Genomic DNA, 13,626 nt, shown 5'->3' on the forward strand with positions numbered 1-13,626 from the left:
TTGGCTATTGGCTATTGGCTATTGGCTATTGGCTATTGGCTATTGGCTATTGGCTATTGGCTATTGGCTATTGGCTATTTCAGGGGGATATCTTTCAACAAGTCAACACAATTTGAGCACTCTTAGCAAAGTGTTGGGTAAGCTTTTGTATTTAGCATTACCCAACATTTGCTCTTCCTATTGCCCCGAGCCCATGGCCGCTCTTGCCACGCTGATTCCTACAACTTCGCCGCCAGCTCAACCCCTTGGCGGATCACCCGCTTGGCATCGACTTCGCCGGCAACGTCAGCACCACCAATCACATGAACATTGATGTTCTTGGCCTTGAGCGCATCGGAAAGCTCATCCACCGAGGTTTGTCCGGCACACAGAACGACGTTGTCGACCTCCAACACCCGCGACTGGCCTTCAACCGTGATGTGCAAGCCTTGGTCATCGACTTTGTCGTAGCTCACGCCGCTTAGCAGCTCGACCCCTCGTTTTTCCAGTACTTTCTTGTGGATCCAACCGGTTGTCTTGCCCGGCCCTTTACCCATCTTGCCCGGGCGGCGCTGCATCAGCCACACCTGTCGCTGGCTAACGTATTCCTCATGCGGATACAGCCCACCAGCATGCTCAATGGACTTGTCGATCCCCCAATCCTTGAGCCAGTCATCCAAGCTTTGATGATCCGGTTCGGTCAGCATGGTAGAGACATCCACCCCGATCCCACCCGCACCGATGACAGCGACCCGCTGTCCCAGTTCGACTTTGTCGCGGATCAGGGTCTGGTAATCGATGACCTTCTCATGGTCGATACCCGGGATTGGCGGCCTGCGAGGCTGAACGCCGGTTGCAACGATCACTTCATCATAATCTTGCAAGTCATCGACAGACACGGCATGGCCGAGCTTCACATTCACCTCGGTCTGCTCTAGGCGGCGGGTGAAATAGCGGATGGTTTCCTTGAACTCTTCCTTACCGGGGATCTGCATCGCCAGGTTAAATTGGCCGCCGAGATGATCGTTCTTCTCGAACAAATCGACTTTAAAGCCCCTTTCAGCCGCCGCAACAGCCGTTGCCATGCCGGCAGGGCCTGCCCCAACAATGGCAATACGACGCTGGCTGGCTGATGGCGACAAGATCAATTCTGTCTCGTAACAAGCCTGCGGGTTGACCAAGCAGCTCGCTCGCTTACCAACGAATACATGGTCCAAACAGGCTTGGTTACAACCGATACAGGTATTAATGTCATCGGCACGGTCTTGCTCGGCTTTGACCACGAAATCCGGATCGGCCAAGAACGGCCTTGCCATCGACACCATATCCGCTTGATTGCTCGCCAGGATATCTTCAGCGACCTGCGGGGTATTGATACGGTTACAAGTCACCAGAGGAATCGAGATTTCCGACTTGAGCTTTTCGGTCACCCACGCAAAGGCCGCCCGCGGCACCTGGGTGGCAATTGTCGGTATCCTAGCCTCATGCCAGCCAATACCAGTATTGAGGATAGTCACGCCAGCTTGCTCAAGCTGCTTTGCCAGCATCACCACCTCTTCATGGGTGCTGCCCTGCTCCACCAAATCGAGCATCGACAGGCGGAAAACGATAATGAAATCCCGTCCCACACGCGCTCGCACCGCCTTGACCAGCTCAAGCGGGAAGCGCATCCGGTTCTCGTAGCTGCCGCCCCATTCATCGTAACGATGGTTTGAACGCTTACAGATAAACTGGTTGATCAGGTACCCTTCCGAGCCCATCAGCTCCACGCCGTCGTAACCCGCCTCCCTGGCAAGCTCTGAGCTGCGGGCAAAGGCTTCGATGGTTTTCTTGATCTGGCGGGTACTCATCTCTTTGGGCGTGAACTTCGAGATAGGCGCTTTGATAGCGGAAGCACTGACGGCAAAGGGATGCATGGCATAGCGCCCGGCATGGAGTAGCTGCAAAGCGATCTTCCCACCCTCATCATGCACGGCATCGGTAATAACACGGTGTGCCCGTGCTGCGCGGCCGGAACTGAATTCGGCACTCAGCGGATGAAGACGCCCGCGAAAGTTCGGCGAGAAACCGCCAGTAACAATAAGACCAACGCCACCTTTGGCACGGGCGGCGTAGAAAGCAGCAAGTTTCTTGAATCCGTCACGGGATTCTTCCAATCCGGTATGCATCGATCCCATCAACACACGATTACGTAATTGAGTGAAACCAAGTTCTAGCGGTGATAACAGATGAGGGTAAGATTTATCGTCCATGGCTTCCATTCTTTATGTTGTTATGGTCTGACCAGTATACGAAGCAGCCAACCATATTTCAAACAATCGTTTACATTAACGCAACAATATATTGATTTAGATCTAACTCCATGTATAAAAACGTATCGTTAGGCAATGGTAAGAGGTTCGGTCATTTAGATGATAGCTGCCACGCATTTGTATCCCTAAGCCATTCACCTAATACGATTAATTACTGTATTTCCTTTATTACTCGGTTAGCATATACAGTTACATACAGAACTAAATCATTATTATTACGTCCAATCTTATATAGATTGTGAAACAAGCAGGCTCTGAGCCTTGGCGAAAAATCAGGAAACTTCATGAAAGTGATCTTTAAAGGAATTGGCAAACTCTTCCGTTGGATATGGAAACTGATCAGCTTTACCCGCCAGCTGATCATCAACTTACTATTCCTCGTTATCATTGGCGCGCTGTTCTTCGCCTTCACCGAGAGTGGCAAAGAGCCAGAGCTACCGGAGCAAGCAGCATTAGTGTTGGATCTCTCCGGGCCAATCGTCGAGCAGCGTAGCTTTACCAGCCCGCTTGATAGCCTGACCAGCAGTGCATTCGGCAATGAACAAACGCAAGAAAACGTGCTGTTCGATATTGTCGATACCCTGCGTACTGCCGCCACTGATGAGCGAATCACAGGTCTGGTGCTCAACCTGCGTGACATGAGCGAAACCAACCTGACCAAGCTGCGCTACATCGCCAAAGCACTTGAGGAATTCAAGGAGTCCGGCAAACCGGTCTATGCCATTGGCGATCATTACAAGCAGAGCCAATACTACCTGTCGAGCTACGCCGACAAAGTATTCATGTCGCCAGATGGCGGTGTCATGCTTACCGGTTACGGCAGCTATACCCTCTACTACAAGAGCCTGTTCGAGAAGCTTAACGTCAATACTCATGTCTTCCGTGTCGGTACCTACAAGTCCTTTGTCGAGCCTTATACCCTCGATGGTATGTCTGACCAAGCCCGTGAAGCCAACACTGCATGGCTGAACCAGCTTTGGGGCGCTTACACCTCCGATGTGGCTAACAACCGCCAGATCGATGCTAGCACACTGACCCCACAGCTGGATCAGTTTGTTACTGAGCTGAAAAACGTCGATGGTGATTTCGCCAAACTAAGCAAGAAGATGGGCTTGGTTGATGAGCTGGTGAACCGTCCCGAGCTACGCAAACAGCTTATCGAAGCTTTCGGCGAGAATGACGACCACAGCTTCAACCAGATCAGCTATTACGATTACCAGCCAACCATTGGTGATACCCAGTTGCCAAGCGACAACCAGATCGCTGTTGTGGTCGCAAGCGGTGCCATTATGGACGGGCCACAGCAAAGGGGCAATGTTGGCGGTGATACCACGGCTGCCCTGCTGCGCGAAGCTCGCCTTGATGACAAAGTGAAGTCGGTCATTCTCCGTGTCGATAGCCCGGGCGGCAGCGCCTTTGCTTCTGAAGTGATCCGCAACGAAGTTGATGCTCTAAAAGCGGCTGGCAAGCCTGTGGTGGTATCCATGTCGAGTGTCGCGGCATCAGGCGGTTACTGGATTTCGGCTTCTGCTGACAAGATCATGGCCCAGCCAACTACCATCACCGGTTCAATCGGCATCTTTGCTATCTTGACGACGTTCGAAAAAGGCTTGGAGAAAATGGGCGTTTACAGTGACGGGGTCGGCACAACGCCATTCTCTGGTGTCGGTGTGACCCGCGAGCTACCAGAAGGTATCGCCGAGATCTTCCAACTGGGTATCGAAAACGGTTATCAGCGCTTTATCGGCCTAGTCAGCCAAAACCGCGATATGACGCTTGAGCAAGCAGACAGCGTTGCTCAGGGCCGAGTCTGGACCGGTAAGGATGCTCTTGCTCTGGGTCTAGTCGATGAGCTCGGTGACTTCGACGATGCTATTGCCAGTGCCGCCGAACTGGCAACGCTAGATGAAGACTATGAGGTACGCTGGATGGCTAAGCCATTGAGTACGGCCGAAATGTTCATGCAACAATTCAGCTCTGAGGCTAAGGTCTTCTTCCACCAGTTGGTATGGGGAGAGTTGCCTGAAGCAATGCAACCCGTGACACAAAAAGTTGTAACAGACCTTTCCACCCTTGGTAACTTCAATGATCCAAAAGGGCAATATGCCTTCTGTGTAAACTGCCCGGATCTTTAAAAGTGAGATCAGCCCGGCATCGCCGGGCTTTTTTTACGCTACATACCCCGTATAATGCGCCCACCAAACCGATAATTCTGTACCTTCATATGGAAAGAAAACACATTTACATCGCCTACACAGGCGGCACAATTGGTATGCAGAAGTCAGACCATGGCTACGTACCTGTTGCTGGTTTTATGGAACAGCAATTGGAAAGCATGCCAGAATTCCATCGTGCAGAAATGCCAAAGTTCACCATCCACGAATATGATCCCCTGATCGATTCGTCGGATATGACGCCAGCGGATTGGCAGCGCATTGCTGATGATATTAAAGCGAACTACGACAAGTACGACGGTTTTGTGATCCTACATGGTACGGATACCATGGCATATACCGCCTCTGCTCTGTCCTTTATGTTCGAAAACCTCGACAAGCCTGTGATTGTCACCGGTTCGCAAATTCCGCTTGCGGAGCTGCGTTCTGACGGCCAGAGCAACTTGCTCAATGCCCTTCACGTTGCTGCGAATTACCCGATCAATGAAGTCACCGTGTTCTTCAACAATAAACTGATCCGTGGTAACCGCAGCACCAAAGCCCATGCAGACGGATTCGGAGCCTTTATTTCACCTAACCTACCACCGCTGCTGGAAGCCGGTATCAATATTCAACTCAACAATGTTGAAATCGACAAGAAACCGGAAGGCGCATTCAAGGTCCACAACATTACCCCACAGCCGATTGGCGTGATCACCATGTATCCGGGGATCTCACCAGAAGTGATCCGCAATACCCTGCGCCAGCCAGTCAATGCGATGATCCTGCTGACCTTCGGTGTCGGTAATGCCCCGCAGAACCCTGAACTACTGGAACAGCTCAAAGCAGCTAGCGACCGTGGTGTGATCGTCATGAACCTAACCCAGTGCCTGTCGGGCAAGGTCAACATGGGCGGCTACGCAACAGGTTGTGCCCTGGCCGATGCCGGTGTCTTAAGTGGTTACGATATGACGCCTGAGGCTGCTCTGGCCAAGCTGCACTTCCTGCTAAGCCAAGAGCTTCCGGTAGAAACCGTCCGCAGCCTGATGCAACAAGACCTGCGTGGCGAGCTAACCCACTAAGCCCTAGCCTTGCATCAGGACAGCAATTCAAACGGCAGCCTTAGGCTGCCGTTTTTGTTGTTCTACTCTCAAAATCAACTACTCAGCTACACTTTGACTATTCCTGTCAGAGAAAGGCCTTGCGTACATTATGATCCTACATGGCTCCTCGATTTCACCGTCTGTCCGAAAAATCATGCTGGCCCTTGCCTACAAAGGGCTCAACTACGAGCTTCAACCCCTCAATCCCTACGTCGAAAAAGAGCTGGCTCAAAAACGCCATCCGTTGGGGAAGGTCCCGGTATTGGAAATCGACCAGCACAGCATCATGGACTCGACGGTGATAGCCCACTACCTGGATGACCAGTATCCTGTTCCTCCTTTGTATCCCGGTAACGCACTGACCAGGGCAAAAATCCGCTGGCTGGAAGAGTATGCTGACACCCGCCTCACTTCACTGATCGGCGGGGTACTCTTCTATCAGAAAATATTGAGGGGAAAAATGCTCGACAAAGAGGTTGATGAAGAAGCGGTCGAACAGTGCCTCGAGCATCATCTGCCGAAGGCTATTCAGTACCTGGAGGAACAATTGCCTGAAGATGGCTATATCGGCGATCATTTGTCGATGGCAGAAATCAGTCTATGGAGCGTGTTGCGAAGCGGTTGGATGGCCGGGCTGCGTTTTTCCCATTATCCGATGCTAAATAGCTATCTGGCCCGCATCGAGCAGGAGCCGTGGGTGGCTAACCTGGTTGGAGAAGAAGACCACGAGCTGTCAGGTTTCTATTGCCCGCCCGTGGTTCTCGGCACAATCAAATAACAGCGTCTTTACTACAGAGCGCAAACTTACAGTTGGTCATGTTCGAAGCGGGCAATGTCATCTGACGCCCTATCTGATGCTGACGTATCGTTGCCCGCAAACTCTTTTTTCAGCTCCGCCTTGGATTTAAATTTAATCTCCCCTCCTTTTTCCACTGTCATATGCGCAGCTTCGGCATTATGGCGGGACTGGTAGAGCATAACGGCCTGCATGGAAGAGTCACGCTGCTCCGGTGTCAGCGGTGTGCCGTCTGGCCACTTGCCAATTTCAACCGCAGTGGCAAGGCGTTGATAAACTTCTGGGGTCATAGCATTAAGCAGGGTATCAAGATCCATGGCTGTTCTGTTTTCCTTTTATTAGCATTTCTTGCTCGCAGTAATAACAGTTTCCTCTAAAGCTCGCCAAGAATACGTCGATAAAATGCTTGGGAGATCACACTGCTGAAAATCAGCGGCCCGCCGCAGTCTTATATCTCTATTTTGATAAACTTGTCATCTTTTATGCAGACACTGAAAAGCCAAATGAGAATAGCTACCATAAAATTCACCCTATTACTGGCCAGCGTCGTTGTAATGAACGGTTGCTTCGAGCGACACCGTTCTACCGATAGCTTGTGTCAGGCCGAGCCACAACTTTGTGCCGACACCAATCTCAATGATGGCCAATGCCGCCTACAACGGGTCAACCTCATTTGGCAGCGCTACGATGTGCTAAAAAACCCAACAGATAAAGAGAAATTTAAAGAGCTCCAATACACCTACGATTACCAGAAGTGTTTGGAGTACGCCGCACGTATTGAACCGACAGAATTAAAAGAGCGTAAGACTCTGCGAACTCAAGCCATGCTCAGTGCTTACGCCTCTATCAAGCGGCTTAATCTCGAACTAGCAGAGTCCAACGATCCGGAAATCCTTTATTTTCGGTGGAGTCAGGGTGATCAAGATGCCTTACGCAAGTTCCTGAGACTAGAAGGCAGCGAGGTAATGGAAACCCCAGAGATGCAGTTGGCATTGGCGACCTTCTATACCACCAAAGATCAGGAGAAGACGGTTGTCTTGCTCAAGCGCGCTCTGGAGCTTTACGGAAGCCGGCCAAAGATTAAACCAGAAATCATCCTAAGCTTAGCCACTTTGTCTCATCAACAAGGGGAAGCTGAGAAAGCTTACCTGTGGGCTAAAGTCGGCAGTGAGCTGTCGATGCCTGTGGCAAGCCAGGATAAATTGAATGCGTTTTACCCGATGAGCACTGAGCGACGCAGCGAGCTGGATGGTCAGGCCGTCAGCATTGCCCAATCGCTTCGAAACGGCGACTTCAATGCCAGCATGGCCAATTAAGCTTTCAGGCTCGCTATCCCCCCTGTTGCTCGCAAATAAAACGCCCTGCGGTTGAAAGCAGGGCGTGTTAATAAATAATAGAGGTGTGCTAATGCTATTTAAGCATCGCCTTGCTGCCCGCTTTCAGCATCCTCGTGATTAAACATCAAGGACACCGAGTTCACACAATACCTTTCCCCGGTGGTTTTCGGCCCATCGGGGAAAACATGCCCAAGATGGCTATCGCAATTGGCACAACGGATCTCAATCCGGTGCATGCCATGGCTGTTATCTTCCAGATAGCGGATAGCATCTCGCTCAATAGGTGCATCGAAGCTCGGCCAGCCACAGCCTGAATCATACTTACCGCTTGAATGGAACAATGGCGCCTGACAACACGTACAACTATAAACACCTGTTTCGCGGTTATGGAGCAGCTTGCCTGAGAATGGCGCTTCGGTTCCTTGCTCACGACAGATGTGATACTGCTCTTCCGTCAGTTTTTCACGCCAGTAAGAATCTGATTTAACTGACATTATACTTCCTTCTTTTATTATTCACGCTATCAATTTTGAAAAATGGTTGCCATTTACGTCAACTGTGGCACATACTTTCTGCTCGAAAGGATTTTACATCTTCACTGCTCATTTAAGCATATTTTGAATGAGCTTCGTGTTGATATTAAAAGTTAATAACAGCAATGATTGATATTCATACAACTTCTGTACGAATTTGCAGCGTTGTAGTGGGAATGTAAAAAAAATCCGAACTTTTTTTTGACCTTACGCAATTTAAGTTCGTTTTTCACTTGCAGCATCACATTAGATTCTGTAATTTTACTACCAGTTATCTTTCATTAGAAATTAAGTTGTGGAGCAACTGTAATGACTATCAAAGTAGGTATTAACGGTTTTGGCCGTATTGGACGTTTTGTTTTCCGTGCTTCTGTAGAGCGTAACGACATCGAAGTTGTTGGTATCAACGACCTAATCGACGTTGAGTACATGGCTTACATGCTTAAGTACGATTCAACTCACGGCCGCTTCAACGGTACTGTTGAAGTAGAAGGTGGCAACCTAATCGTTAACGGCAAAACAGTTCGCGTAACTGCAGAGCGTAACCCAGCGGACCTTAAGTGGGACGAAATCGGTGTTGACGTTGTTGCTGAAGCAACAGGCATCTTCCTAACTGACGAGACTGCTCGTCAGCACATCACAGCTGGTGCGAAGAAAGTTGTTCTAACTGGTCCATCTAAAGATGCGACTCCAATGATCGTTATGGGTGTTAACCAAGACACTTACGCTGGTCAGGACATCGTTTCTAACGCTTCTTGTACTACGAACTGCCTAGCGCCAATCGCTAAAGTTCTTAACGACAAGTTCGGCATCGAGTCTGGTCTTATGACTACTGTTCACGCAACTACAGCGACTCAGAAGACTGTTGACGGTCCTTCTGCTAAAGACTGGCGTGGTGGTCGTGGTGCTTCTCAGAACATCATCCCATCTTCAACTGGTGCTGCTAAAGCTGTAGGCGTTGTTCTTCCAGAACTAAACGGCAAACTAACTGGTATGGCTTTCCGCGTACCAACTGCTAACGTTTCTGTAGTTGACCTAACAGTTAACCTAAAAACTGGCGCATCTTACGAAGCTATCTGTGCAGCAATGAAAGAAGCTTCTGAAGGCGAACTAAAAGGCGTTCTAGGTTACACTGAAGATCAGGTTGTATCTCAGGACTTCATCGGTGAAGTACAGACTTCTGTATTCGATGCTAAAGCAGGTATCGCTCTAACTGATAACTTCGTTAAAGTTGTATCTTGGTACGACAACGAAATCGGTTACTCAAACAAAGTTCTAGACCTAATCGCTCACATCTCTAAGTAATGTAAGCTTTTAGCTAGATAATAAAAGGCGACGCTACGGTGTCGCCTTTTTTGTATCTGTGTTCTGTATCCGTAGTTTTTTTACTTCCACAAAGAGTGAAGCAATAAAAAGCAACTAAAAAATCATTACAAATTTAACAAATATTTTTTAATAGGCACTGTTATTTTTTAAATAAAAATAAGTGTAGAATTGACTGTTACTTTTCCACCAAGGTGGCAATCATTTATACATTGCTACAACCAAAGGATAGTCTGATGGATTTCAATACTCTTCCAACAGTGGCGGCCTTATCCGATGCTGTCACTATCTGCGAACACCAAGGGATCAAAATTGTACGAATCAGCCATGACCAGGCTGAGGCAGGTATTTCTCTGCATGGTGGCCACCTTGTTTGGTTCAAGCCAAAGGGTGAAGACGATGTAATTTGGCTCAGCGAAAAAGCAGAATTCGATACCGCAAAAGCCATCCGCGGCGGGATCCCTGTCTGCTGGCCTTGGTTTGGCAAGGCCGCCGCCCCATCGCACGGCTTTGCCCGTAACAGTGAATGGACACTGAAAGAGCATCGCGAAAACGACAACGGGGTGATTGTTGCCTTAACTCTTGAGGACTCAGAAGCCACCCGCGCAGTATGGCCACACAAGTTCAGCAATGTACTGACATTTGAAATCGGCACCACTCTAAAGGTCTCATTGACCTCGACCAATACCGACAACACCGAGTGGAGTTTCTCGGGTGCCCTTCATACTTATTTCAATGTAGAAAGCATCCACGGCACCACCATCAGTCAAATGGGTGGCGAGTACCAGGATAGCACTCAAGCGGGTAAAATCTGTCAGGGTGGCGAAGAACTGAGCTTTGAGGGTGAAGTTGACCGTGTCTACACCCAACCAGAACCAACAGTGATGATCCAAGACCACCAGCGTCGTCAGATTGCCGTGACTAACAGCGGTCATAATGCCGCGGTAATTTGGAACCCATGGCAAGAGCTGTCAATTAGCATGACCGATATGGCCGACGATAGCTTCGAAACCATGGTGTGCGTCGAATCAACCATCCACAACAGCAACAGCATCACTCTGGCTCCTGGTGAGTCACATACCCTGACCACTGAGGTCAGTGTAAAGCGATGACAACTGATTAGCTGTAAACAGGCAGTTATCACTCTTATGAAGATACCTGACAGGCCTAAACGTCAGGTATCAACTTCAGCGGCTCAAGCCAGCATTTGCGTGTTTGCTTCAATCAGTACCCAACCATTACCGTCGGGATCAGCAAAAGTCGCAAACCGCCCCCCAATTAAGGTCACAATCTCCGAGAGCGGCACCCCCCGGCTCGACAACTCATCATGGGTCAAGTGGATATCATCAGTCTGCACCACCAAGCCCTGAACCGATCCGGCTTTCATGCCACCGAAAGGCATGACCAAGCTAATTGTTGTCTCAGCTCCTCTGGGTGCAAGCTGAATCCATCGCTTATGCTGATCCGCTTGATGATCACGGATAAGCTCGAATCCCAACATATCGCGGTAAAACGCTAACGCTTGGTTTTGATCAGAAACAGGTATCGACACAGTATCAACACGAGAAATACTCATTAAATTAGCTCCCCCAACTCTCGGCACTTTTTTAGCTTAAGCCAGAGATTTTGATTTAGCTCTCAAAATAACTCCGACTCGCATTTTTTTGACACTGCCCGTTAACACGTTAAAACCCACCATCCCCACATCGACTCCATGCTTATTTGCAAGAATACCGATGGAAAATCTATTTTTTTGCAAAAAAGCCATCATGCCCTAACCGAACATCATTTATCACCATCTTGCATCAATGAAATCCTTTTCATTCAGTAAATAACTCTGCTCTGGAAATAAAATTCACCATATATGACTACCTATTTGTTCAAGCCACGCAAGTCACATTCCATCAACATTTTTGTGAGTTTTTTTAAACACCAGCTCTTGCAGAACACGATTTATAGGAGGATAGTAGATTAATGAGCAAAAATTATTCAGCTTGTAAGGAACACCGAAAAAGGAAATTTAGTTTATAAACCAACAACTCAGTCAAGCAATTTAATCAGTTAGGTCTAGTCTTAAGATATGGGGGATGTGAAAGATTTGTGTTTTCGTCCTTTCTAATTGATTAAAGAACGATTCAGGGGGCATACCATGAGTATTTTTGACCACTATCGTCAACGCTATGAAGAATCCAAGGATGAAGAGCTTTCATTGCAAGAGTTCCTTGAGATCTGTCGTAACGATCGCAGCGCTTACGTCAATGCAGCAGAGCGTCTGCTGATGGCTATAGGCGAACCCGAAATGATTGACACTGCTCAAGACCCACGCTTGAGCCGCCTTTTCTCCAACCGCGTCATTTCCCGCTATAAAACATTTGAAGATTTTTATGGTATGGAAGATGCGATTGAGCAAATCGTTTCCTACCTCAAACATGCCGCACAAGGTCTGGAAGAGCGTAAGCAAATCCTCTATTTACTTGGCCCTGTCGGGGGCGGTAAATCATCATTGGCTGAAAAACTGAAAAGCCTCATGCAGAAGGTGCCAGTCTATGTGCTAACAGCCAACGGCGAACGCAGCCCGGTTAATGATCATCCTTTCTGTCTGTTCGACAAATTAGAAGATGGCGACATCCTCAAGAAGGAATATGGCATTCCTGATCGCTACCTGAATACGATTATGTCGCCTTGGGCCGCCAAGCGCCTGCATGAGTTTGGTGGTGACATTACCAAGTTCAAAGTCGTGAAGGTGCGTCCTTCTATTCTTGACCAAGTCGGTATTGCCAAGACTGAGCCAGGTGATGAAAACAACCAAGATATCTCGTCACTGGTTGGTAAAGTAGATATCCGCCAGCTTGAGCACTTCGCTCAGGATGACCCAGATGCCTATAGCTACTCCGGCGCACTCTGTAAGGCCAACCAAGGCCTGATGGAATTCGTTGAGATGTTCAAGGCACCGCTTAAAGTGCTACACCCACTACTTACCGCGACGCAAGAAGGTAACTACAACGGTACCGAAGGGCTATCAGCACTGCCATTCGACGGCATCATCTTGGCGCACTCAAACGAATCTGAGTGGCAGTCATTCCGTAACAACAAGAACAATGAAGCCTTCCTCGACCGTGTCTTCATTGTCAAAGTGCCATACTGTCTGCGTGTTTCCGAAGAAATCAAAATCTACGAGAAACTGCTGCAGAGCTCTGAGCTGTCAGCGGCACCTTGCTCACCTTCTACCCTGGAAATTCTTGCCCGCTTCTCGGTGCTTTCTCGCCTGAAAGAGCCTGAGAACTCAAGCTTGTACTCGAAGATGCGAGTCTATGACGGTGAAACGCTCAAAGACACCGACCCGAAAGCCAAATCTTATCAGGAATACCGCGATTATGCCGGTGTTGATGAAGGGATGGCCGGCCTGTCTACCCGTTTCGCGTTCAAGATCCTGTCTCGTGTATTCAACTTCGACCACTCCGAAGTGGCCGCTAACCCAGTCCACCTGTTCTATGTCCTAGAGCAGCAGATTGAGCGTGAGCAGTTCCCGCAAGAGCTGGCTGAGAAATATCTTGAGCATCTCAAGGGTTACCTAACACCTAAGTATGTCGAGTTTATCGGTAAAGAAATCCAGACTGCATACCTTGAGTCCTATTCTGAGTACGGCCAGAACATTTTTGACCGCTATGTTAGCTATGCCGACTTCTGGATCCAAGACCAGGAATACCGTGACCCAGAAACCGGACAGCTATTCGACCGCGCCGCTCTGAACAACGAGCTGGAGAAAATCGAGAAACCTGCAGGCATCAGCAATCCGAAGGATTTCCGAAACGAAATCGTCAACTTCGTACTGCGTGCCCGTGCGAGCAACGCCGGTAAGAACCCGAACTGGACCAGCTACGAGAAACTTCGTACGGTTATCGAGAAGAAGATGTTCTCCAACACCGAAGAGCTGCTTCCAGTGATTTCATTCAATGCCAAAACCTCTACCGAAGAGCAGAAGAAACACGACGACTTCGTTGCTCGTATGATGGAAAAAGGCTACACCCGTAAGCAGGTACGTCTACTTTCCGAGTGGTACCTACGCGTACGTAAGTCTTCTTAAGTTAGC

General features: G+C 48.9%; 11 protein-coding genes. 7 read left to right on the top strand and 4 right to left on the bottom strand.

What is annotated here, in order from left to right:
* Window positions 1-218: 218 nt before the first annotated feature.
* Window positions 219-2,231 (bottom strand): NADPH-dependent 2,4-dienoyl-CoA reductase, encoded by a 2,013-nt coding sequence (locus R2X38_RS16090; RefSeq protein ID WP_317523347.1) that lies wholly within the window; start codon window positions 2,229-2,231, stop codon window positions 219-221.
* Window positions 2,232-2,575: 344 nt separating this feature from the next.
* On the opposite strand from R2X38_RS16090, the gene sppA reads away from it, so the two are divergent.
* From sppA to R2X38_RS16105, 3 genes are all read left to right on the top strand, one after another.
* Window positions 2,576-4,426, top strand: a complete 1,851-nt coding sequence (gene sppA / locus R2X38_RS16095; protein ID WP_317523348.1) for a signal peptide peptidase SppA — start codon at window positions 2,576-2,578, stop codon at window positions 4,424-4,426.
* 89 nt (window positions 4,427-4,515) lie between these two features.
* A complete protein-coding gene (gene ansA / locus R2X38_RS16100; protein WP_317523349.1) occupies window positions 4,516-5,526 on the top strand; it encodes an asparaginase in 1,011 nt (336 codons plus the stop codon).
* Window positions 5,527-5,656: 130 nt separating this feature from the next.
* Window positions 5,657-6,325 carry a glutathione S-transferase family protein gene (locus R2X38_RS16105; protein ID WP_317523350.1) on the top strand — a complete coding sequence of 223 codons (669 nt, stop codon included), beginning with the start codon at window positions 5,657-5,659 and terminating at the stop codon, window positions 6,323-6,325.
* 26 nt (window positions 6,326-6,351) lie between these two features.
* Here the strand turns inward: R2X38_RS16105 and R2X38_RS16110 are convergent, their stop codons facing one another.
* Window positions 6,352-6,660: a YeaC family protein gene (locus R2X38_RS16110; RefSeq protein WP_317523351.1), complete on the bottom strand. Its 309-nt coding sequence runs from the start codon at window positions 6,658-6,660 to the stop codon at window positions 6,352-6,354.
* Window positions 6,661-6,846: 186 nt separating this feature from the next.
* Here R2X38_RS16110 and R2X38_RS16115 point away from each other — a divergent pair, with 186 nt between their 5' ends.
* Window positions 6,847-7,659: a DUF2989 domain-containing protein gene (locus tag R2X38_RS16115; RefSeq protein WP_317523352.1), complete on the top strand. Its 813-nt coding sequence runs from the start codon at window positions 6,847-6,849 to the stop codon at window positions 7,657-7,659.
* Window positions 7,660-7,757: 98 nt separating this feature from the next.
* On the opposite strand, the gene msrB is transcribed toward R2X38_RS16115, so the two are convergent.
* Window positions 7,758-8,174 carry a peptide-methionine (R)-S-oxide reductase MsrB gene (msrB, locus tag R2X38_RS16120; RefSeq protein WP_317523354.1) on the bottom strand — a complete coding sequence of 139 codons (417 nt, stop codon included), beginning with the start codon at window positions 8,172-8,174 and terminating at the stop codon, window positions 7,758-7,760.
* Between the two features lie 348 nt (window positions 8,175-8,522).
* Between msrB and gap the strand changes: the two genes are divergently transcribed.
* Complete coding sequence (gene gap, locus R2X38_RS16125) at window positions 8,523-9,518, top strand: type I glyceraldehyde-3-phosphate dehydrogenase (protein WP_039459186.1); 996 nt, start codon at window positions 8,523-8,525, stop codon at window positions 9,516-9,518.
* A 254-nt stretch (window positions 9,519-9,772) separates the two neighbouring features.
* Entirely contained in the window at window positions 9,773-10,648 is an 876-nt protein-coding gene (locus R2X38_RS16130) for a D-hexose-6-phosphate mutarotase (RefSeq protein ID WP_317523355.1), read from the top strand.
* Between the two features lie 83 nt (window positions 10,649-10,731).
* On the opposite strand, the gene R2X38_RS16135 is transcribed toward R2X38_RS16130, so the two are convergent.
* Entirely contained in the window at window positions 10,732-11,112 is a 381-nt protein-coding gene (locus tag R2X38_RS16135; RefSeq protein ID WP_317523356.1) for a VOC family protein, read from the bottom strand.
* 573 nt (window positions 11,113-11,685) lie between these two features.
* Between R2X38_RS16135 and R2X38_RS16140 the strand changes: the two genes are divergently transcribed.
* Window positions 11,686-13,620 (top strand): PrkA family serine protein kinase, encoded by a 1,935-nt coding sequence (locus tag R2X38_RS16140; protein ID WP_317523357.1) that lies wholly within the window; start codon window positions 11,686-11,688, stop codon window positions 13,618-13,620.
* Window positions 13,621-13,626: the final 6 nt, after the last annotated feature.

Source organism: Photobacterium rosenbergii (genome assembly GCF_033022775.1).
Taxonomy (GTDB): domain Bacteria; phylum Pseudomonadota; class Gammaproteobacteria; order Enterobacterales; family Vibrionaceae; genus Photobacterium; species Photobacterium rosenbergii_A.

What these genes read in the sequence shown, in the direction of transcription:
- R2X38_RS16090 (WP_317523347.1), bottom strand. Translation starts at nt 2,231, where the DNA reads ATGGACGATAAATCTTACCCTCATCTGTTATCACCGCTAGAACTTGGT.
- sppA (WP_317523348.1), top strand. Translation starts at nt 2,576, where the DNA reads ATGAAAGTGATCTTTAAAGGAATTGGCAAACTCTTCCGTTGGATATGG.
- ansA (WP_317523349.1), top strand. Translation starts at nt 4,516, where the DNA reads ATGGAAAGAAAACACATTTACATCGCCTACACAGGCGGCACAATTGGT.
- R2X38_RS16105 (WP_317523350.1), top strand. Translation starts at nt 5,657, where the DNA reads ATGATCCTACATGGCTCCTCGATTTCACCGTCTGTCCGAAAAATCATG.
- R2X38_RS16110 (WP_317523351.1), bottom strand. Translation starts at nt 6,660, where the DNA reads ATGGATCTTGATACCCTGCTTAATGCTATGACCCCAGAAGTTTATCAA.
- R2X38_RS16115 (WP_317523352.1), top strand. Translation starts at nt 6,847, where the DNA reads ATGAGAATAGCTACCATAAAATTCACCCTATTACTGGCCAGCGTCGTT.
- msrB (WP_317523354.1), bottom strand. Translation starts at nt 8,174, where the DNA reads ATGTCAGTTAAATCAGATTCTTACTGGCGTGAAAAACTGACGGAAGAG.
- gap (WP_039459186.1), top strand. Translation starts at nt 8,523, where the DNA reads ATGACTATCAAAGTAGGTATTAACGGTTTTGGCCGTATTGGACGTTTT.
- R2X38_RS16130 (WP_317523355.1), top strand. Translation starts at nt 9,773, where the DNA reads ATGGATTTCAATACTCTTCCAACAGTGGCGGCCTTATCCGATGCTGTC.
- R2X38_RS16135 (WP_317523356.1), bottom strand. Translation starts at nt 11,112, where the DNA reads ATGAGTATTTCTCGTGTTGATACTGTGTCGATACCTGTTTCTGATCAA.
- R2X38_RS16140 (WP_317523357.1), top strand. Translation starts at nt 11,686, where the DNA reads ATGAGTATTTTTGACCACTATCGTCAACGCTATGAAGAATCCAAGGAT.